We start from the raw sequence: 20592 nt of genomic DNA, 5'->3' as shown, positions 1-20592 counted from the left end.
GCTCAGACGTAGGGCGATAACGCCGCTTGCACGCGGTCTTTCGCGCCCGAGGCGACGACCTCGCCGTGCGCCATGATCAGCCGATCGAAATCGAGCGCGGCCACCCCGCGCAGCGACGCGCGCAGCGCCGCGCGGTCCTTCGCGATCAGCGGCCACTCCCGGCCCATCGCGAGCTTTCGGTTCGTGCCGAGCGCCGTGTAGACGAGCTTCGATACGAGGCCCTCGGGCTTCTCGATGTTGAACAGGATGTCGGAGACGATGAGCGTCCGGCTCGCGTGGTGCAGGAACACCACCTCCGACACCATCGGGACACCCTCGACGTGCCGCAAATCGATGGCGCCGCCCCACGCGGCGGGCGGCTTTTCGGATAACACCTCGTCGATGCGGACCGAGGGGATTTTCTCCTGGACCCGCGGCGCGCTGAAGACACGCGCCTCCGGGAAACGCGCCGACGCGGCGCCGATGAACAGGTTGTGAAACCGGTTCGGCGCGACGAGGTACGCGACGCGCCCGAGCTTCGCGAGCGCGGCGGCGAGCGTATCGTCGATCGGAATGGGCGAATGCACCCAGAGCTCATCACCCGGGAGGCGCGCCACGGTCATCCGCGCGTTCATCCGGACAAAGCCGGCGAACCGCAGAGGGTGCTCCGCGGCCCAGAGATCTTCGGCGAGGGATACGAGCTCGGTCATGCGATGGTCTCCTTGGGGCTCAAACGTACGGGCCGAGGGCCTCGTTCACGCGGGCCTTCGCGCCCGAGGCGACGACCTCGCCGTGCGCCATGATCAGCCGATCGAAATCGAGCGCGACCACTTCGCGCACCGACGCCCTCCACGCGGCCTTGTCCTTCGTGATGAAATTCCACATCCGGCTCCGCGCGAGCTTGCCGCGCGTGCCCATCATCGTGAGCACGACCTTCGTCGCGAGTCCTTCGGGCCGCTCGATGTTGAACAGGAGATCCGAGACGACGAGCGTCTTGCTCGGGCGGTGAAGGAACGCAACCTCCTGCATCTGCGGCGCGCCCTCGACGAGGCGCTGCGTGAAGACGTCGGCCCACGTGGCGGGCGTATCCGCGGAAAGCACCTCGTCGATGCGGAGCGAAGGAATTTTCTTCTCGAGCCCTGGCGGCGCGAAGACCCGCGCCTCGGGGAAACGCTCCGAAGCCCGGCCGAGGAAGAGGTTGTGATACAGGTTCGGCGCGACGAGGTAGGAGATCTTTCCGAGCTTCGTGAGCTCGGCGGCGAGCGTGTCGTCGATCGGAATGGGTGAATGCACCCAGAGCTTTTCCCCGGGCAGGCGCACCACGGTCATCCGCGTGTCCATCCGGACGCCGCCGGGCATCTTCACGGGGTGCTCCGCGGCCCAGAGATCTTCGGCGAGGGAAACGAGCTCGGCCATGGTGGTTTTCCTTTTGGATCACTCGTTCACGACGGCCATGAACATGTGCTTCGCGACGTGCTGGGCAAGGCTCGCCGAAAGAATCGAAGAGGTTTTCATGGCGAGGCGGGAGAGTATCACCACTCGCCCCGCGCTCCGAGACCCTCCGTAGCATCGACGACCCCAATCGAGTCCGTCTCCGGCCGATCATTTCTGCGACGTTGGAATAGCGCCGCCCCGCGCCCTCGTGGTAGACAAGGGCCCCATGCTGCCTGCATCCGACTCGGACCAGCTCGCCCCGAAGGCCTCGGGGATCGTGCGCCCCGCGCGCCGCCCCGCCGGCTGGGTCGCTCCGGGCCCGCAGCCGCGGACGCCCGATCGCGAGGACGTCTGGCCCGGCCCCGGCGAGGACCTCTGCTACCTGGCCGGTGATTTCCGCATTCTCCAGCGCGTCGACGGCCACCGCTGGTCGGCCGACGACCTCGTCACGGCCTGGTACGCAATCGAGCAGTTGCGCCACGCGCCCCCGCGCCGCGCCGTCGACCTCGGCTGCGGCATCGGCACGGTCCTCCTTTTCGTCGCGTGGGCCTTCCCGGAGGCGCGCGTGACGGGCGTCGAGGCGCAGGACGTGAGCTTTGGCCTCGCGCGCCGCTCGCTCGCCTGGAACGGCGTCGACGATCGGTGCGCCGTGCGTTTCGGCGACTTGCGTGAGGCGTCGACGACCGAGGGCCTCGAAGGCGCGGAGCTCGTGACGGGCACGCCGCCGTATCTGCCGAAGGGGACGGGGATCGAGTCGAGCAAAGTGCAATGCGGCCCGTGCCGCTTCGAATGGCGTGGCGGCGTGGAGGATTACGCGCTCGCCGCGGCGCGCCTGCTCGCCGAGGACGCGCCGTTCGTGGGCTGCGCCGCCTCACGCCAGCGCCCGCGTGTCGAGGCCGCGGCCGCGGGCGCCGGACTCGTGCTCGAGCGCTACCGCGACATCGTCCCGCGCGAGGGGAAGGACCCACTTTTTTCGATATATGTAATGCGCCGCCCTGCCGCGGCTCGCGCCCCGGAAATCGAGCCGCCGCTCGTGTTACGTGGGAAGGACGGACGCTTCACGGCCGCGTTCGACGAGGTACGCCGGGTGATGGGAATGCCCGTCGAGCGTTAAGAAAGTATCGGTCGCATCCCACTCCCCAGAAAATCGAACTCCGAGCGGAACCGCACGTGTGGAAAGCGGTTTTTCGTCCTTGATGCGCCCGGCCGAGGGCAGTAAGAATCGTTCTTCTTCGGTCCTCGGCGCAGCGCGGCGACAAGCCCTCGCGCCCAGGACCTCTCGTGGAGGTCTCATGCGCAGGAACGTTTTGCTTGGGCTCGTCATTTCTTCCGGGCTTTCCGTCCTCGCGGCCGGCGTTGGTTGCGGTGGTGGCGGGTCGGACCCCACCGGCGCCGGCGGCGAAGGCGGGTCGGGCGGCGCCGGCGGCGCTTCGCAGTCGAGCTCGAGCTCGTCGAGCGTCGCGCAATCGGGCTCGGGCGGCTCGACCCCCGCCGATTCGAACATCAGTTGCGATACCGCGGCGGAGCTGTTCCTCGACGATCCCGGTTTGCAGGACACGCTCGATCCGATCGATACGGACGAGGATTTCTACAAATTCAAGGGCGCGAAGGGCCAAGCCATTCTCCTCTCGACGGATGCGAAGCCCCCGCAGGACGAATTCGACAACACGTACCCGGATCTCGTCCTCACGCTTTACAAGAAGCAGGGCGCGCAATGGGTGCAGATCGCGGAGAACGACGATCCGTTCCCGCGTTCGAGCAACGACAGCGCGCTTTACACGATCCTTCCGGCGTCGGACGACGACGAGTACTGCATGCGGGTCACCGAATGCAACGTGTGGGTCGGCGGGGCGCCGGGTTGCGCGCCCTCGGCCGACATCACCACGTACGACTACGCGGTCGGCGCGGGCATCCTCGACGCGTCGCTCGAGAGCATCGCGGCCGAGACGGAGCCGAACGACGCGGCCGAACAGGCCACGGCCGTCGAGTATTCGAAGAACCCGCAGAGCGGGAACTATTACCTCTCGCTCCAGTGGGGCGGCTACGGCAGCGCGGCGGACGTCGACATCTGGAGTTTCAACGTCCCGGCGGACGCCGTGACGGTCATGGGCGATCGCCCCGTCTGCAACTTCGACTTCTATCCGGGCGGCACCGCGGGCGGCGGCTCGACGGCCACGTCGGGCGTGATCGCGTACGTGACGACGGCCGCGGATCCCACGAAGAAGCTCGCGCAGGTCGACGTGACGGCGGCCGCGACGCCCGCGCAGATCGCCGTGCCTTGCGAGCTCGGGACCGATTACCTGTTCTTCATGACGCGCAAGGCTGGTTCGACGGCCGGGGAGAACGATTTCTACTTCGTGAACCACGGCGGCACGGGCTCGAACGCGCTCGAGGCTGGGCCGAACGACGCCGTCGACACGCCCGAGGCGCTGAAGGCCACGCCGAACGGCACGACGACGAGCTACTTCGTCGACGGCGACCTCGACGCGGCCCCGACGGACATCGATTACTACTCCGTCGACGTGCCCGACGGCTCGGCCACGATCAGCGTCGCCTGCGGCGGCCAGCGCTCGGGCTCGGGCCTGCGTGGGCTCAAGGTCTCGGTGCTCGGCGCGAACGACATGCCGATCACCGGCGGCATCGGCACGGAGAGCGAGACGAAGGACCTCTTCCTCCAGGACGTGAACATCCCGGCCGGCGTCACCAGCCTGAAGATCAAGGTCGAGGCGGCCTCGCAGGACGCCGAGGTCGCGAGCACGTTCTACCGTTGCGGCATCCACGTCGCGCCGCCGGCCAACCCGTAGTTTTACAGGACGTACCCTCCCCGCCTGCCCTCCCGGACCTCGCGACACGCGGGGCCGGGGGGCGTCCCGGACGCTCCCAGCAAGAATTCGACGCGCGCTACGAATACCCGTCCCTTTCGTGGGGATGGACCGCGCCGAACTTTGCGCGGATACTTGGCGCCCCATGCTTCCGGGCCAGGTTGTCGACGGACGGTTCGTCGTCGAAGGCGTCGTCGGCCAAGGCGGCATGGCCCGCGTGTTTCGCGCGACCGACCACACGACGGGCGAGGTCGTCGCCCTCAAGGTCCTGCTCGAAGAAGAAGCGGCGAACATCGAGCGCTTCGAGCGCGAGGCGGAGATCATGGCCGCCCTCCAGCATCCCGGGATCGTGCGGTACGTCGCGCACGGCCGCGAGGAGAGCTTCCCCTACATCGCGATGGAGTGGGCCTCGGGGCAGAGCCTCGACCGGCGCATCCAAAGACAAACCCTGCCGATCGACGGCGCCGTGCGGCTTTTGCGTCATCTCGCAGAGGCGCTCGCGGTCGCGCACGAGCGCGGGATCGTGCATCGGGATCTGAAGCCCGGGAACGTGATCCTGCTCGAGGGCGATCTGGAGCGGCCGAAGATCATCGATTTCGGCATCGCGCGGCTCGGCGGGGCTGCCAAGGAGCTGACGCAGAAGGGCGTCTTGCTCGGGTCGATGGGGTACATGGCGCCGGAGCAGGCGCGCGGCGCGCAAAACCTCGACGCGCGCGCCGACGTGTTCGCCCTCGGCTGCTTGATGCTCCACGCGCTCACGGGCAAGCGGCTCTTCGAGGGCGGCGACGCGCTCGCGTACCTCGTGCGTGTGGTCGTCGAGGACGCGCCGAGGCTACGCACGATGCGGCCCGACGCGCCGCCGTGGCTCGAAGCGCTGCTCGCGCGGATGCTCGCGCGCGCGCCCGCCGAGCGGCCGGCGAACGCGGGCGCGCTCGCGCTGGAGATCGAGCGGGCGCTCGAAGCGGACCTCGACGAGACCACGACCTCCGCCACGTCGCTGCCGGGCGGCGCGCTCGGGGCACACGAGAGGCGCGTTCGCTGCGTGCTCATCGTGCGTCTGCCAGAGGGGCCGGGCGCGGGTTCCGCGGGAAAAACCTCGCTCGTGGAGGTCGCCGCGGGGTTCGGCGGCGCGGTCGACGAGCTGCTCGACGGGCACCAGCTCGTGACGTTCCACGGCTCGGGCGCCGCGACGGACGAGGCCTCGCGGGCCGCGAAATGCGCGCTCGCGTTCGCCGATCGGGTCGACGGTGAACGCGCGGCGATCGTCGCGGCGGAGAGCGCGGGCGAGGCGCCGGCGGCTTCGACGATCGAGCCCTTCCTGCCCATGCTCTCGCGCGCGCCGCGCGACGCGATCGCGGTGGACGACGTGACGGCGGGCCTGCTCGGCGCGCGCTTCGACGTGAGCGGCGACGAGCAAGGCCTCTTCCTGCTCGGCGAGCGCGACGTCGGCGAGCCCGCGCGGACACTGCTCGGCAAGCCCATGCCGTGCGTCGGCCGCGAGATGGAGTTTTCCGCGATCCAGCGCATCTTCGAGGAGGCCGAGCGAGAGCGGGTGCCGCGGGCGATGATCGTCACGGGCGAGGCCGGGATCGGCAAATCACGCCTCCGGTACGAGCTCCTGCGCTGGCTCGGCGAGCGAGGTCGGCCGGTGGAGATCTGGATCGGCCAGGGGGATCCGATCGCGGCGGGCTCGTCCTTTGGCCTCCTCGCGCGGACGCTGCGGCGGGCGGCGAACGTGATGGCCGGCGAGCCGCTCGAGGTCGCGCGGCGCAAGCTGCGGGCGCGCATCGGCCGCTACCTCGATCCGATCCGCGCCGCGTCCGTGGCGGAGTTTCTGGGCGAGGCCGCGGGTTTGCCCTTCGAGGGCGAGGGCCGCCCGGGGCTCGTCGCGGCGCGGCGCAACGCGACGCTCTTGGGCGACCGGATCCGCCGATCGTTCGAGGAGCTCGTGGTCGCCGAGTGCCGCGCCAGCACGCTGCTGCTCGTGCTCGAAGACCTGCATTTCGGGGACCTTCCGAGCTTGAACCTCGTCGACGCAGCGCTCGCGCAGCGCTTGCCGCTCGTGGTGCTCGCGCTCGGCCGGCCCGAGCTCGCGCGGACGTTCCCGGATCTCTGGACCGCGCGCGGGCCGCTCACGATCTCGCTCGCGCCGCTCGCGGACGGCGACAGCCAGAGGCTCGCGCGCGCGGCGCTCGGGCCACGGGCGAAGAGCACGGTGATCACGCAGATCGTGGAGCGCGCGGGCGGGAACGCGTTTTTCCTGGAGGAGCTCGTGCGCGCGGCCGCGCGCGGCCGCGATCAGGCGCTGCCGGAGAGCGTGATCGCCATGGTGCAAGGCACGCTCGAAGAGCTCGATCCGCGCGCGCGGCGGGCCCTGCGCGCGGCGAGCGTCTACGGCGACGTGTTCACGGAGGGCGACGTGGCGGCGCTGCTCGGCGAGGAGACGCGCGACGTGGCCGAGCTGCTCGGCGAGCTCTGCGCGCGCGAGCTCTTGGAGCTCCGCGAGGTGAGCCTCACGCGGCACGAGAACGTCGTGGAGATGTACTCGTTCCGGCACGCCTACGTGCGCGAGGCGGCGTACGCGATGCTCACCGACGAGGACCGCGTGCTCGGACACAAGCTCGCGGCGCGCCGGCTCACGGCGGCCGGAGAGCCCGATCCGATGCGCCTCGCCGAGCACCTCTTCCGCGCGGGCCAGCTCGACAAAGCGATCACGCACTTCTCACGCGCGGCCGAACAAGCGCTCCTCGGCGGAGATCTCGGCAAGGCCCTCTCCTCTGCCGAGCGCGGGATCAACTGCGGCGCGCTCGGCGACGATCTCGGTCGCCTGCTCGTGATCCAGGCCGAGGCGCATCGATGGCGCGGCGAGAACGTCGAGGCGATGCGGAAAGCGGAGCACGCGCTCACGGTCCTGCCGCGCGGCACCGACGCGTGGTGTGCGGCCGCGAGTGAGGTCACCTCGTGCGCGACGACGCTCGGCGATCCGGGCACGCTCGAGCCCGTGGCGGCGGCGCTCTCCGAGGTCGTCTCCGCGCCGCGGACCTCGCCGAGACCGACGCAGATCGCCGCCTGCGCGCGCGTCGCGGCCGCGTTGTACGTGCTCGGGAGGCACGAGCTCGCGGAGTCCCTGCACGAGATCGCCGCGGGGCACGAGGAGGCGCGGCGCGAGCCGTCCACACGCGCGCGCCTGCATGAGGCCGACACGCTGCGGGCGCACACGATGGGGGACGCGGCCGGGGCGGTCGCCGCGGTGGAGCAGGTCATCCAGGCCTTCACGGAGATCGGCGACCTGCGCAGCGTCGCGCTCCACCGAAGCAACCAGGCCGCGCTGCTCAACGCGATCGGCGCCTACGTCGAGGCCGAGTTCGCCGCGCGCGCCGCGCTCGAAGCGGGCGAGGCGCAAGGGCTCTCGCAGATCGTGAGCGCGGCCCAGCAGAACCTCGGCTTCTCCCTGGCGCACACGGGCCGGCTCGACGAGGCCCAGACGCTCCTCTCGCGCAGCATCCGCGACGCCCTCCTCCAGAGGAACCGCAGGCTCGAAGCCGGCGCGCGGATCTACCTCGCGATCGCCGCGCTCTATGCGCGCAAGCTCGACATCGCCGACGCCGAGGCGCGCGCGGCCGCGGACGCGCTCGCGGGCATGCCCCTCCACGCCTACGCGCAAGGCGTGCTCGCGATGGTCGAGGTCTTGCGGGGTCGCACGCCGGAAGCCCTGCACATGGCGGAGAGGGCGATCAGCGCGCTCGCGGCGCGTGGGGGCGCGGCCGAGGAGGGCGAGGGGCTCGTGCGCCTCGCGTTCGCCGAGTCGCTCGCGGCGACGGGGGACACCGAGGGTGCGCGGCGCGCGCTCTCCATCGCGAGACGGCGCATCGAGGAGCGCGCGGCTCTGCTCACGCGGCCGGCGCATCGACGGAGCTTCGTCGAGCTCGTTCCCGAGCACAGGCGAACCCTCGATCTCGCGGCGCACATGGGGGTGTAGCTCGGGATCAAAAGCGGCACGTGAGGAGGACGAACCAACCATGCTCGAATGGACGAGAGGCCAGGCGGTCGGCGAAATCGACACGCCCGCGCTGATCCTGGACATCGCGGCGGCCGAGCGGAACATCCGGGCGATGGCGGATCGGCTCATCCATGGCTCGGTGCGCCTGCGCCCTCACGTGAAGACCCACAAATGCCCCCTGCTCGCGCACAAGCAGATGGCGGCGGGCGCGATCGGCGTGACGGCGGCGAAGCTCGGCGAGGCCGAGGTGATGATCCGCGCGGGGATCCCCGAGGTGCTCGTGTCGACGCCGATCGTCGGGCGCACGAAGATCGATCGGCTGCTCGCGCTCTCGCGGCACGCCATCGTCCTCACGGTCGTGGACGACGTGGGCGCGGCCCGGGCGATCTCCGACGCCGCGACGCGGGTCGGGCAGAAGATCCCGGTGCTCGTCGATGTGGACGTGGGGCAGCGGCGCACGGGCGTTTTGCCGGGGGAGCCGGCGCTCGCGCTCGCGCGGCAGGTGGCGACGATGCCGGGCCTCGTGCTCGTCGGGCTCCAGGGATACGAGGGGCATTTGCAGCACGTGCAGAGCCGCGACGAGCGCGAAGCACACTGGCGCGCCTCGATGGAAAAGCTCACGGACACGGCGGACCTCATCCGCGGCGCGGGTTTTCCTCTCGACATCGTCTCGACGGGCGGCACGGGCACGTCGACGTTTGCCCTCGAAGCCCCGGGCATCACCGAGATCCAGCCCGGCTCGTACGTGGTGATGGACGACCATTACGGCACGGTGCAGGGCGTGGGATTCGAGCAAGCGCTGTTCGTCCTGACCACGGTCGTGAGCCGGACGCGGACGACGGACGTGATCGTGGATGCAGGAATGAAGGCGCTCTCGAGCGACAGCGGCCCGCCGCGGGTGCGGGGCATCGAGGGCGCGCAGTATGTGTTCGCGGGGGACGAGCACGGCCGGATCGAATTCGCCGACCAGGGAAGCAATTTGCGGGTCGGCGACAGGGTCCTGCTCGTGCCAAGCCATTGCGACACGACAATCAACCTGCACGACCATTATCACGTGATCGAGGACGACCGACTCGTCGAGGTTTGGCCGATCTCGGCGCGCGGCCGCATCCGGTAGGAGGAAACCAGTGAGCTACAGCGTGATGGCCTATGCGGTCAAATTCGACAAACTGAAGCCCGTCTTCGGCAGCGGCGACGACAAGCTGCGCCGGCAGATCTGCGGCCGGTTCAAGGCGGATCTGGCCCGGCAGGCGGACTGGTTCGACTCCGAGATCGCGGGTGGCGCGCCGACGCCGTTCGACGCGGTGAAGGCCTTGATCATGGGCACGGTCCCCGAGAAGGGGCACGGCTTCATGTATGCGTATGCCTACGCGCGGATCGTCGAGCACTTCGGCCGGTACCTCGACAACAATGCATTTTCCTCGATCCGGTGGGAGTTCATGGAGGCCGTCGAGGAGGATTGGAAGAAATCGGGGCTCGACGAGGCCTTGCCCATCAGCGATCTCTACGTCGGCAAGGCGCTCTGCACGTTCCCGCCCCCCGACGATTTCCCGCGCCACGGATACTGGAGCCCGGAGCAGGTGGTGGCAGGAAACAAGCGTTTCGACGAGATTCACATCAGCGCGGAGACGGACTACGTGCACGACGCTATCGTGGCCGCGCGCAAGTGGGTCCGGGAGGCGTCGTCGAAGGGAGAAGGGATCGTCGGGTTCTATTATTGACGATTCACTCCTTCGGCAAACGCGCTCCTTTTCGATAATCGCCCATCACCTTCCGGATCTCGTCCTCGAAGAGGAACGTCCCCCAGGATTGCTCCACCTCGCCGTCCAGCAGGAAGCCGAGGTGCAGGTGCCAGCTCCCGTTCGCCACGCCGGACGTCCCGATCCGGTCGCCCCCCTCGATCCGCGTCCGCGGCTTCGCGCCCTCCGACTGCACGTGCGCGAGCTCGGAGAGATGCGCATAATAGATGTGCGTGATCTTGCGGTTTCCGTACGGAATGGGCGTGTCGAGCTCGATGCGCACGCAATACGGCGTATCGCGCGGCCCGGTCCAGAGCGTGTGCCCCGCCTCGGCGTAATCGACGTACCCCGATGCAATCGCGTACACGGGCTTCTTGATCCCCATCACATCGAGCCCGGTGTCGGCCCGGTACCCCGCGATCACGCCCTCCGGCATCGGGTTGTAGAGCCCACTCGGTAACTTGCTCGACCTGGGTCCAGCGGGCCACCTGGGTTCGTCAGGAGCGGCTTCCAGAAACACAGCGGTCGGCCCGGTGAAAATCGCTTCGTGAACATCGCTCTCAGGTCGGGCCGACCCGATCTCTTCCACCGTTCGATCCGGCCCACCGGCCGCCGCCCCTCCAGATCCCACACAAGCCGGGAGCGCGACGAGCGCGAGGGTTCCAAGGATCCGGGCGACGGAGGTGGTCGGCATGTCGGGCATGGCGGTTCGGGTGGCTCATCGGGCGGGGGAGGCATTTCGTGACGACGTCGATCCCGAGCGCCTCGCCGTGAGGCAGGGCACGAGCACGGAAACGCCGCTCGATGCCTGGGTGTCTCGACTTGCGTTGCAAATGAAAGTCATTATCATCAGTGGCGCAAACGGCTCGGCGAGCGCTCGCTGGTCGCCGGCACGGTGCCGGCGCGGACTGGCGGCGCGAGCCGTTCATCCCGTTGCAGGAGGTTCCACGGTGCCTGAAAGCCACTCCCCCGCCGCATTGCCCCCGCCTTTGGCGATCTACCAACTCGTGGTGGGCCACTATCGATCGAGCGCGCTCGCCTTGGTCGCGAAGCTCGGTGTCGCAGACCTGATCGCCGCGGGCCGGCGGAGCGTGGACGATCTGGCGAGCGCCACGTCGACACAACCGCAGGCGTTGCGGCGCGTGCTGCGTCTCCTCGCGAGCGTCGACGTGTTTCGCGAGGACGACGCGGGAAACTTCGAGCTCACGACCGCGGGTCAGTTCCTCCGATCCGATGTACCGGGTTCCATGAAGGCGCTCGTCGCCACGTTCGCGGGCCCTCCCATCCAGGAGAGCTGGCGGGAGCTCGAGTACTGCGTCCGCACGGGCCAGCCTGCGTTCAAGAAGGACGACCCGAACGCTGATTGGACCACGCGTTTCGCGGCGGATCCCGAGACGGCAGCGAACTTCGACAAGGCGATGGAGGCCGGGACCGCGCTCGCCGCGCCGGCGGTCGCGAGCGCCTACGACTTCTCGAGCTTCAATACGATCGTCGACATCGGTGGAGGAAACGGCACGCTCTTGACGGCGATCTTGAGCGCGTATCCGAAGCTGCGCGGCACGTTGTTCGAGCGCCCCGAGGTTCTCGAACGGGCCCGCGGCGTGCTCGCTTCGAGCCCGTTATGGCCCCGGATCGACCTCGCGCCGGGGAGTTTCTTCGAGGCCGTCCCGGCAGGCCTGGATGCGTACATGCTCAAGCACGTGATCCACGACTGGAACGACGCCGACGCTTGCGCGATCTTGAAGGTGTGTCGCCGCGCCATGCCGGCGCATGCGAAGCTCTTGATCGTGGAAGGGGTTTACCCGCGGCGCGTCGAGCCGACGCTCGAAGCGCAGGGCGCCACGGCCAACGACGTCAACATGCTGGTCTGCACCGGAGGCCTGCAGCGCTCCGAGGCCGAATTTCGAGAGCTCTTGACGGCCGCATCCTTCCAGCTCACGCGAATCGTCCCGACCTCGATGAGCGCCTGCGTGGTCGAGGGCGTGCCCTGCTGAGTCCGCGCTGTCGTCCTCGCCGCGGACCACACCGAGCTTGCTGCGGGATCTTGGGGGGACCCCGCACAAGCCGGGAACAAAACCTGCCCCGAGGTTCCAAGCACCCGAGCGGAGGTGATCTTCATGTCGGTCATGGCGCTTCGGGTGGATCAGGGGGCGACGGACGCGTTTCGTGACAACATCGATCGCGGAAGCCTCTCCGAGGTACCATCCCTCTCCCTCGCGATGACCTCGAAGGCCCCTCTTGCCGCGGACGCGGTCCCCGTCCCCGACCTCCTTTGCGAAGAGGCCGAAGTCCGCGTCGACCTCGACGAGCTGCACCAGACCTTCGCCTTCGCGTTCGCGCTCGGCACCTCCCTCGACGCCTTCGAGCGCGTCCTCGCCGTGGCCGCGCTCCCGTCCTCGACGTGGGATCGCAAGGACTTCGAGCGGGACATCTTCCTCGAAGACCTCGTCACCCGCGCCCTGCGCATCCGCATCGGCGGGCGGGCCGTCACGCCTTGTTTGCCCTACCTGCTCCGCGCCATCTCCGAGCCGCCGAGCGACCTCCGCGTCGTCGCCTTCCGCCAGCGCATCCTCGCCGAGCTCTCCGGAAAGCCCGAGCTTCGCCGCGACTTCGAGCGCGTCTACCAGCGCCTCGTCACCTTGCGCGCGTCCTTCTGCTCCGAGGGCGGGTCGCGCCGCGGCGGCGATACGCATCGACGCCTCGAAATCCTCCGGTCCGTGCAGGAGGTCGTCGAGGACCTCGCCGGCGCGTTCGACGGCGCGAGCTCCGGCGTCGCGCGGATCCGCGCGTTCGGCCTCGCCGTGAAGGAAAGCGAGGCGTACAAGCGCCTCGAAGCCCTCCTCGATCACGAGCGCCACCTCGGCACCGTCGACCTTCGGGTCCGCGTCGGCGTCGATGGCACCTTGCGCACCTTCCAGATCGTCCGCATCCGCGAGAACCAGGACAATCCCCTCCACACCTCCGCGATCGCCCGCTTCTTCTCGCGCCTCCGCCTCTTCCTGCGCGGGTATCGCGTCACGCCCGGCGAGGTCACCGAGCGCCTGCTCGACGACGTCTTCAGCGGTCTCGAACGCCCCGTCGCGCTCCTCGTCCAGCTCCTCGGCGACATGGAGTTTTACCTCGCCGGCCTCGGGCTCGCGGACCTCGCGCGGGACAAGGGTTTGCCCGTTTGCCTCGCCGAACTCGTCCCCCCCGGCGAGGCCGGGCTCACCATCGATCGCCTCTACAACCCGCTCCTCCTCGCCGGCAAAGGAAAACCCGTCCCCTCGAACCTCGGAACGGCCCACGGCGACGCCGTCGTCATCGTCACGGGGCCGAACTCGGGCGGCAAGACGCGGCTGCTCCAGTCGATCGGCCTCGCGCAGCTCCTCGGCCAGGCGGGGCTTTTCGTCACGGCCGAGCGCGCCGTCTTGCCGCAACTCGGCGGCATGTTCGTCTCGCTCATCGAGGAGGCGCGCAGCGATCAGCCGGAGGGGCAGCTCGGCATGGAGCTCCTCCGGATCCGCAGGCTCTTCGAGGAGCTCGGGTTCGGCTCGCTCGTGCTGCTCGACGAGCTCTGTTCCGGGACGAACCCCTCCGAGGGCGAAGAGATCGCGCGGCTCGTGATCTCGCTCCTTCCCGAGCTGAAATCGCCGGTCTTCTTGACCACGCACCTCCTCACGCTGGCCACGCACCTCGAGGAGGAGCCGCCTGTCCCGCACCTCGAATTTTTGCAAGTCGATCTCGACGAAAACGAGCGCCCCACGTACGGGTTCCGGCCGGGGGTCGCCAAGACCTCGCTCGCGCACAAAACGGCGGCGCGGCTCGGCGTCACGCGGGACGAGCTCGCGGAGCTCATCGCCAAGAAGAAGCGCGCGGAGAGCCTGGGGGAGCGGCCGCTACCGTCGAGCCGCCGCGTCGCTCGCCCGATCGCTCCGGAAAAGAGCGGCGCCGCTCCGGAACGGCGCAGGCTCCGCGCGACGCGGCGGTAATCGCGGCCCTTTTCGGCTGGCACGATCCGTGTTCCCCTGAGGCGCTGGCTTTGGCCTTCGGGAGGAAGAACAGGGGACATGGAACGGACCAGCCGAAAGATACCCGTCACCGAGCGGCAATTCCTGTGGGTGCAGGACGACGACAAGGGCGAGGTCACCTTGCACGTCGGGCCCACGATGGTCTCGCCGACCGCGGCCGATCGGGTCGTCATCGACGACGGATTGGGCGGTTTCCGCGAGGACACCACGGGCAAACCGCAAAGCATGGTGGAGCTCGGGGACAACCAGTACGCGGTCCTCTTCAACCCGCTCCTCGAGAGCGACAGCGGCCCGAACGGGCGCTTCAAGAATGGCCGAAACGAGTCGCGCCCGCTCCGCAATGGCACGCGCTCGATGATCCCCGGGCCGTGTAGCTTCTATCTGCGCCCCGGCCAGCGTGCCGACGTGCGCGACGCGCACGAGCTCGCCTCGAATCAATACCTCGTCGTCAAGGTGTACGGCGAGGTCGACAAGAATGCGCCGTACTACGAGGTGACGGCGCGATCCGCGGCGATCACGCGGGCCACGGCGGAGAACCTCGACGAGCAGCCGACGACCACGGTGGGCGCCGTTTCGCCTGTGCCGCTGAAACGCGGGCAGCTCATCGTCATTCGTGGGCTCGATACGCAGTTTTACATCCCGCCGACGGGCGTGGACATCGTGCCGGATACCTCGATCGACGACAGCGGCGCGGCCATCAGCGCGGCGATCGCGCGGCAGGTGCTCGCGCAGAGCGGCGAGGAAACGGCCGCGATGGAGGAATACGCGGCCGACGACGAGGGCCCCGCGTTCCGGGGCCAGGCGCGCAGCAAGGTGCCGAACCAGTTCATCGATCAATCGGCGCGCATGCGCGGACGCAAGCCCGCCTCGGCCGTCCCGCCCACGCCGCAGGCCGCGCCCGCGCCCGCGGTCGCCGCGCCCGAGGCCAAGATCGGCGCCGCGGCGGTGCAGGATCTGCTCGCGTCTTCCGCGGTTCGTCGCGCGCTCGAAGCCGAGGCGCGGCAGGCGCGTCTCATTCGCCGCGCGGTCGTGCTCGGCGAAAAAGAGTATTGCGTGATCGTCGACGCCGACGGCAAACGCGAGATCAAGGTCGGCCCCGCGCGTGTCTTCCCTGGGCCGTACGACACGTTCATGACCCTCGGCTCGCGCAATCGTGTCTACGACGCGTACGAGCTTTTGCCGCAGCGCGCGCTGTGGCTGCGCGTCATCGCGCCGATCAAGCGGGCAGACCTCGCCGCCAAATTGCCCCGCGGCTTCGAGCTCGCGAAGGACGAATATTTCCCCGGCGACGAGCTCCTCCTCACGGGCGTCTCGACGTTTTTCGTCCCCTTCAACGAAATCGAGTGCCTCTCGCCCGAGACCGGCCAGGCCGTCGTGGGCAACGACCATAGCCGTGTCTTCATCGAGGCCATCGGCATCGACCAGAAGAGCGGCATTTACGTGCGTGACCTCGCGACCGGCGAGGTGCGCCTCGTGCGCGGCAAACAATCGTACCTCGTCGACCCGCGCAAGGAGGTGCAGGTCACGCGCACGGTGCCCGCGGACGACTGGAACCTGTGGATCGCCTCGAACGAGCCGCACAAGGAAACCCCAAGGGCGATCACCACGCCGTGGGCGCTCTCGATCCTGGTGCCGAACAACACGGCCGTGCTCGTGACGAGCGCGAATTCGCGCCGCGTCGTGGAGGGACCGTGTGTGACGCTGCTCGGCTACGAGGAGTCGCTCACCTCGCTCTCGCTCTCGACGGGCACGCCAAAGAGCGACGAAGGCCCGCTCCGCACCTGCTTCTTGCGCACCGTGGGCAACCGCATCTCCGACAAGATCACCGTGGAGACGGCCGATTTCGTCAAGATCTCGGTGCGCGTCTCGTATTCGGTCGAGTTCCTGCCGGACCATAAAGACAAGTGGTTCAACCACGAGAATTACATCCAGTTCATCGTGGATCGCCTCCGCTCGATCGTACGCGGCAAGTGCCGCACGATGTCGCTCTCCACGCTCTGGCCCGAGCTCCCCGCGGCGTTTCGCGACACGCTGCTCGGCGAGCGCAAGGACGGCGCGCGGCCCGGGCGGCTCTTCACGGAGAACGGCACGCTGCTCTCCGAGGTCGAGGTGCTCGGCGCGGAGATCGAGGACCGCGAGGTCGCCGCGCTCATGCAGAAGGTGCAGACCGAAAGCGTGACGCTCGCGATCGGCGATCGAAAAGCGCAGGAAGCCCTCGCGTCGGCGAAGCTCCGCGCCGAGGTCGAGCGGCAAACGCAGGAGCTCCTCGCCGAGGCGCGGGTGCGCGCGGCGAAGCTCGAGGAGCTCTCGCGCAAGCTCGCGCACGAGGCCGCGCTCGCGAAGGCGCGCGAGGACGAGGCCGTGCACAAGGAGCGGCAATCGCTCGCGGACGCGCGCGAGGCCGATGCGCAAAAGGCCCGCCTCACGCGCGAGAACGAGGAGAAGGCGGCGCTGCTCGAAGGCTTCCGCAAAGACGCGGAGGCGCGCGCCGAGGCGCAGCGGCTCACGCACGAGATCGAGCTCGCTTACGCGGCGCGGTTGCGCGAGCTCGAAATCAAGCTCATCGAGGTGCAATCGAGCGCGACGGTGGCCGAGCGCCAGGCCGTGCAGAAGCAGCTCGTCGAGGCCATGGTCGGGCTCGGCGACAAGCTGCTCTTGACCGAGGTCGCGGGGAACATGAACCTCGTGAGCCTCTTCAAGGGCAAAGACGTCGGTACGATCCTCTCCGAGGTGCTCGGCGGGACGAAGGTGATGCCCACGCTCCGCTCGATCATCGATGCCGCGGCAACCCCCACGAAGGGCGAGCTCGACGTGGGCGACGCCGCTCGCGTAGTGCCGGGCGCGCCGATCGTGTAACGTCGGCCTCATGTTGCCGAAGACCGGCCCGCGCAGCCGCGCGCGGGCGTGGATCCTCTTGGGGGCGCTCCTCTTCGCGCCCCCCGCTTTTGCAGCCGATCCCCCGAAAGATCCGGCCCCGAACGATCCGCCGCCAAACGACGAGGCTCCCAAAGACGAACAGCCTTATGTGCACAAAGGGTTCGTCTACCGGAGCACGACCGCGGTGCGTTACAATCCGCTCGGGCTCTCGACGTTCTTCCGCATCGGCTACCAGCGCCCGCTGCTCGGCCCGCAGGAGAACATCCTCCTCCAGCGCACGTACATCGGCATCAACGCCGTCACCACGATCACGCCGGCGTACATCCGCGGAGGGCTGCGCCTCGACGTGCAGCCGCTCGCGTTTCTGCAATTCCTGTTCGCCTACGAAGGAATGGCCCTCTTCGGGACGTACGACACGCTGCAATCGTTCAAGCACGTCTCCGAAGATTTCGGCGACGTGCGGCAGATCGAGCGCGGAAAGCAAGGGCTCGCCTATCCGACGACCGGGGGCATCTTCACGGCCGACGTGATCTTGCAGGCCAAGGGCGGGCCGTTCCTGCTCGTGTCGGACACGCAGTTCATCCATACCGATTTCACGATCACGCCCGGCGACCGATTCTATTTCGATCTCCCGCTCGGCATGCTCGCGAAAGACGACGGCTGGATGGTCTCGAACGAAACGGATCTCCTCTTCGTGACCTCGTTCGGCCTCATGGCCGGCGCGCGGCACGGCGTGTATCACACGTTTTTCCCGGCCGAGATCATTGCCGGGGAGGAGGCGCGGGCCGAGCAGATCACGCCGGTCGAGTTCGCGGGACCACTCGTCGGATGGCAGTTCCCCGAGCACAATGGCCCCAAACGTTTCAATGCGCCCGGCATTTTTTTGAACGTGAGCTGGTGGATCCGGAACCCTTATCGGACGGGGCAGGAAGTCGCCGCTACGGTGCCTTACATCGTGGGTGGTTTCACGTTCAAGGGAACGCTTTGACCACGAAGTTCACACGCGTGGCCTCCCCTGGCAATCGTGTATCCTTTGCGGAATTACCGCACAATCAGGGCGCTAGACGCCACGAAAAACGCTGGTACGGTTCGTTCTGCGCATGGAAAACGATTCGCCGGAACGCATTGCCGTGGGCCCGCATCTCGTGACCATCCTGCCGCCCAACATGCTCCAGGTCGATTTCGGCTCTCCCCTCGATGGGAGCCAGGCGGGCCGTATCCTCGACTTGATGTGGCAAACCGGTTCCCGACGAGGCCCGCTCAAGGTGCTGATGGACATCACCCACGTGACGAACGTGCCCCGGGGCGTGCGGGAGTCGATCCGCACCCGCAACACCAAGAGCACGACCGCGGCCCTGGCCTTCGTCGGCGCGCGGTTCGGCGTGCGCGTCGCCATCGACATGATCATCGCCGCCGTGCGAATCCTCCGGCCCGACGTACCCGCGTATCCCCACAGCTTTTTCGATCGCAAGGAGGAAGCGCTCACCTGGCTCCGCGCCGCCCCCTCCGCCCCACGCCGCGCGAACGATACGCCCCAAGGGTCGCGCTGACGCAAACCGTGCGGGAGGCGCGCCGCTCGTGTAGGCCTCGTGGTAACCTATCGATCCTCGGCGCCGGTCGCTCCTCTTGCCCATGAAAAACGATTCGACGGAACGCATCCGCTTCGGCCCGCACGTCGTGACGTTCGTGCCGCCCGACCTGCTCGTCCTGGAGTTCGCGGTTCCGCTCGAGGTGGACGACTGCAACCGCGTCCTCGATCATGTATACCGGACGACGGCCGAGCGAGGTCCGTGCAAGGTGCTGATGGATATCACGCCCTTGAAGAGCGTTCCGCGCGACCTCCGGGAGGCGGTCCGCGCCCGCAAAGACGCCTCCAAGCACGCGGCCCTGGCCTTCGTCGGCGCGCCGTTCGGCGTGCGGGTCGTCCTCGAGATGATCATCGCCGCCATCCGGATCCTGAAACCCGAGCGGCCGCGTTACCCCTTCGCATTCTTCGATCACAAGGAGGAAGCGCTCGCCTGGCTTCATTCACAGCCGCGCGTCGCATCCTCAAACCACGCCGCTTGAAGGATCGAGGCTCGGCGCGATACAAGTAGCTTTCCATGTCCTCCCTACCCACGGTCCTCCGATTCGGTGACCATTGCGTCAGATTCGTGACGCCCGACATGGTCGTCGTCGAGTTCAAGCCGGATATCGCCATCGACGACGTCATTGCCATCACCGATGTGCTTCGGACGGTGAAGGAACGGGAGGGACGGCTTTTCACGCTGGCGGACGTGTCGAGCGTGACGACGGTGCCCCGGCGCGTGCGGATCCTGGGGCCCCGCGTCGTGCCGGCGTACGACGCCCTCGCCTTCGTGAGCGCCCATTTCGCCCTGCGCGTGGTCGCCGAAATGGTCATGCGCGCGACGAAGGTGCTCTCGCCGAAGTTATCGTTTCCTTATGCATTCTTCGACGACCAAGCGACCGCGCTCCCGTGGCTCCACGCCCAGCGGCGCGCCTTCGAGGCCACACACGCGGCGGCCCATCCCCGCTGAGAAAGCGGCCTTTCAGGGCGCCGGCATGCTCACGATCTCCTCGATCTCCTTCAGCACGAGCTGCGCCCGCCGCATGACCTCGAGCGCCACCTCGTACCGCATCGGCTGCGGCTCTCCCATCGCCACCGCATAACTCGATTCGAGCTCGGTCGTGCGATCGACGAGGTCGTTCGTCGCGCCGCCGTACGGGCCCTCCGCGAGCGCGAGCAGCGTCTCCACGCCGACGGAGAACCCACGCACGAAGGCCGCGCGCAAAGGCGGCGAGCCCGAAAGCCCCGGGCCCCGCATCGCCGCGGCCGCCTCCTGCATCTCCGCGGCCGCAACGCTCGTACCCACCCGCTCGCCTTCGGGCACTTCCTCCAAGGTGAGCGCGAAGAGCCGTAGCAAAAGCGCCATGTCCGCGTCGCTCGGCGGCATCGGACCGAGCAGCGTGCGCCGCAGGTTGATGCTGAAGTCCGAGCTGCGCTCGGCCAAGCGCTCGGGGGCGACGTACATGTCGGGCGGCGGGGACACCCGCAGCGCTTCCTGCTGGATCTGGCGGACGAGGGGCAGGTTCGCGGGCGGCGCATTGTCCCGCATGACGACCACGCACCCGCCGAGCAGGAGCAATCCCCCGCAAAGCGCCCCACGCACCATGGCTCTCCCCCGCCGTCCGGGGCTGCAAACCGCGCGCCGGTGACGCCGCGCCGCCGTTCTGTTAAGCCGGAACGCATGACCCACACGCAGACGTCGCTCGCTGTCGCCGCGCTCGCCCTCGGGCTCGCGCCCTTCGCCCTCGGCTGCGAAGAGAGCGCGCCTTCGCCCTCCCCCGCCGCCTCGGCCGAGCCGCTCACGGCCCCGAAGCCGATGGACGTCGTCCCCGCGAGCCCGCCCAAGGTCGACCTCGGCCCGCTGCCCGTGCCCGCCATGTCCGCCGCCGACCTGCCCCCCGATCCTGCCTCCTCGGCGGCCCCGAAGCCCACGGGCACGACCACGGCCGCGGCCCAGCCGCCCGCGGCGACGGCCCCGACCGGCGCGACGAAGGGCGGCGCGGCCCCCGCGGATCTGCGCGCCACGCCCCGCACCTCCCCCGGCCCGATGGCCCCGCGCACCGCGCCCACGGAGTGACCCGGACGCACGGCCCGAGCAGGGCCGTGACGATGGGGGGATCCCTTCGACGTGAACCTGTGGCAAACTCGTTCACGGTTCGAGGGA

Annotated in this window: 17 protein-coding genes; 13 read left to right on the top strand and 4 right to left on the bottom strand. The window is 68.7% G+C overall.

Going from position 1 to position 20592, the window contains the following annotated elements; genetic code table 11:
* Window positions 1–2: 2 nt before the first annotated feature.
* Together KEG57_RS30210 and KEG57_RS30205 are read right to left on the bottom strand one after the other, a co-directional pair.
* The gene (locus tag KEG57_RS30210) at window positions 3–689 is read right to left on the bottom strand and encodes a DUF4336 domain-containing protein (RefSeq protein WP_272421867.1); all 687 of its coding nucleotides are present in this window, start codon (window positions 687–689) and stop codon (window positions 3–5) included.
* Window positions 690–708: 19 nt separating this feature from the next.
* Window positions 709–1395, bottom strand: coding sequence for a DUF4336 domain-containing protein (locus KEG57_RS30205; protein WP_272421865.1), 687 nt, complete (start codon window positions 1393–1395; stop codon window positions 709–711).
* 244 nt (window positions 1396–1639) lie between these two features.
* Between KEG57_RS30205 and KEG57_RS30200 the strand changes: the two genes are divergently transcribed.
* The 5 genes from KEG57_RS30200 to KEG57_RS30180 all read left to right on the top strand — a co-directional run bounded on the left by KEG57_RS30200 (window position 1640) and on the right by KEG57_RS30180 (window position 9956).
* Window positions 1640–2527: a methyltransferase gene (locus tag KEG57_RS30200; protein WP_272421864.1), complete on the top strand. Its 888-nt coding sequence runs from the start codon at window positions 1640–1642 to the stop codon at window positions 2525–2527.
* Window positions 2528–2705: 178 nt separating this feature from the next.
* On the top strand, window positions 2706–4217 hold the full coding sequence (locus tag KEG57_RS30195; protein WP_272421863.1) for a hypothetical protein: 1512 nt from the start codon (window positions 2706–2708) through the stop codon (window positions 4215–4217).
* 163 nt (window positions 4218–4380) lie between these two features.
* A complete protein-coding gene (locus KEG57_RS30190) occupies window positions 4381–8214 on the top strand; it encodes a serine/threonine-protein kinase (protein ID WP_272421862.1) in 3834 nt (1277 codons plus the stop codon).
* A gap of 40 nt (window positions 8215–8254) precedes the next feature.
* The gene (locus KEG57_RS30185; RefSeq protein WP_272421861.1) at window positions 8255–9352 is read left to right on the top strand and encodes a DSD1 family PLP-dependent enzyme; all 1098 of its coding nucleotides are present in this window, start codon (window positions 8255–8257) and stop codon (window positions 9350–9352) included.
* 10 nt (window positions 9353–9362) lie between these two features.
* Window positions 9363–9956 carry a DUF7691 family protein gene (locus KEG57_RS30180; RefSeq protein WP_272421859.1) on the top strand — a complete coding sequence of 198 codons (594 nt, stop codon included), beginning with the start codon at window positions 9363–9365 and terminating at the stop codon, window positions 9954–9956.
* 4 nt (window positions 9957–9960) lie between these two features.
* Here KEG57_RS30180 and KEG57_RS30175 read toward each other — a convergent pair whose 3' ends face one another.
* Window positions 9961–10410 (bottom strand): M23 family metallopeptidase, encoded by a 450-nt coding sequence (locus KEG57_RS30175; RefSeq protein WP_272421857.1) that lies wholly within the window; start codon window positions 10408–10410, stop codon window positions 9961–9963.
* Window positions 10411–10924: 514 nt separating this feature from the next.
* Here KEG57_RS30175 and KEG57_RS30170 point away from each other — a divergent pair.
* The 7 genes from KEG57_RS30170 to KEG57_RS30140 all read left to right on the top strand — a co-directional run bounded on the left by KEG57_RS30170 (window position 10925) and on the right by KEG57_RS30140 (window position 19398).
* Window positions 10925–11968 carry a methyltransferase gene (locus tag KEG57_RS30170; RefSeq protein ID WP_272421856.1) on the top strand — a complete coding sequence of 348 codons (1044 nt, stop codon included), beginning with the start codon at window positions 10925–10927 and terminating at the stop codon, window positions 11966–11968.
* Between the two features lie 123 nt (window positions 11969–12091).
* On the top strand, window positions 12092–13945 hold the full coding sequence (locus KEG57_RS30165; protein WP_272421855.1) for a MutS-related protein: 1854 nt from the start codon (window positions 12092–12094) through the stop codon (window positions 13943–13945).
* 78 nt (window positions 13946–14023) lie between these two features.
* Window positions 14024–16840 (top strand): hypothetical protein, encoded by a 2817-nt coding sequence (locus KEG57_RS30160; RefSeq protein WP_272421854.1) that lies wholly within the window; start codon window positions 14024–14026, stop codon window positions 16838–16840.
* A 10-nt stretch (window positions 16841–16850) separates the two neighbouring features.
* Window positions 16851–17849 carry a hypothetical protein gene (locus KEG57_RS30155; protein WP_272421852.1) on the top strand — a complete coding sequence of 333 codons (999 nt, stop codon included), beginning with the start codon at window positions 16851–16853 and terminating at the stop codon, window positions 17847–17849.
* 112 nt (window positions 17850–17961) lie between these two features.
* Window positions 17962–18411 (top strand): hypothetical protein, encoded by a 450-nt coding sequence (locus KEG57_RS30150; RefSeq protein WP_272421851.1) that lies wholly within the window; start codon window positions 17962–17964, stop codon window positions 18409–18411.
* Between the two features lie 82 nt (window positions 18412–18493).
* The gene (locus tag KEG57_RS30145; protein WP_272421850.1) at window positions 18494–18928 is read left to right on the top strand and encodes an STAS/SEC14 domain-containing protein; all 435 of its coding nucleotides are present in this window, start codon (window positions 18494–18496) and stop codon (window positions 18926–18928) included.
* 35 nt (window positions 18929–18963) lie between these two features.
* The gene (locus tag KEG57_RS30140; RefSeq protein WP_272421848.1) at window positions 18964–19398 is read left to right on the top strand and encodes an STAS/SEC14 domain-containing protein; all 435 of its coding nucleotides are present in this window, start codon (window positions 18964–18966) and stop codon (window positions 19396–19398) included.
* A 12-nt stretch (window positions 19399–19410) separates the two neighbouring features.
* Here the strand turns inward: KEG57_RS30140 and KEG57_RS30135 are convergent, their stop codons facing one another.
* Window positions 19411–20034 carry a hypothetical protein gene (locus tag KEG57_RS30135; RefSeq protein WP_272421847.1) on the bottom strand — a complete coding sequence of 208 codons (624 nt, stop codon included), beginning with the start codon at window positions 20032–20034 and terminating at the stop codon, window positions 19411–19413.
* A gap of 75 nt (window positions 20035–20109) precedes the next feature.
* Here KEG57_RS30135 and KEG57_RS30130 point away from each other — a divergent pair, with 75 nt between their 5' ends.
* Window positions 20110–20505, top strand: coding sequence for a hypothetical protein (locus KEG57_RS30130; RefSeq protein ID WP_272421846.1), 396 nt, complete (start codon window positions 20110–20112; stop codon window positions 20503–20505).
* Window positions 20506–20592 lie beyond the last annotated feature (87 nt).

The organism is Polyangium jinanense (genome assembly GCF_028435365.1).
Note: the sequence above shows the minus strand (reverse complement) of the source record. Positions and strands in the feature narration are given on the sequence as shown.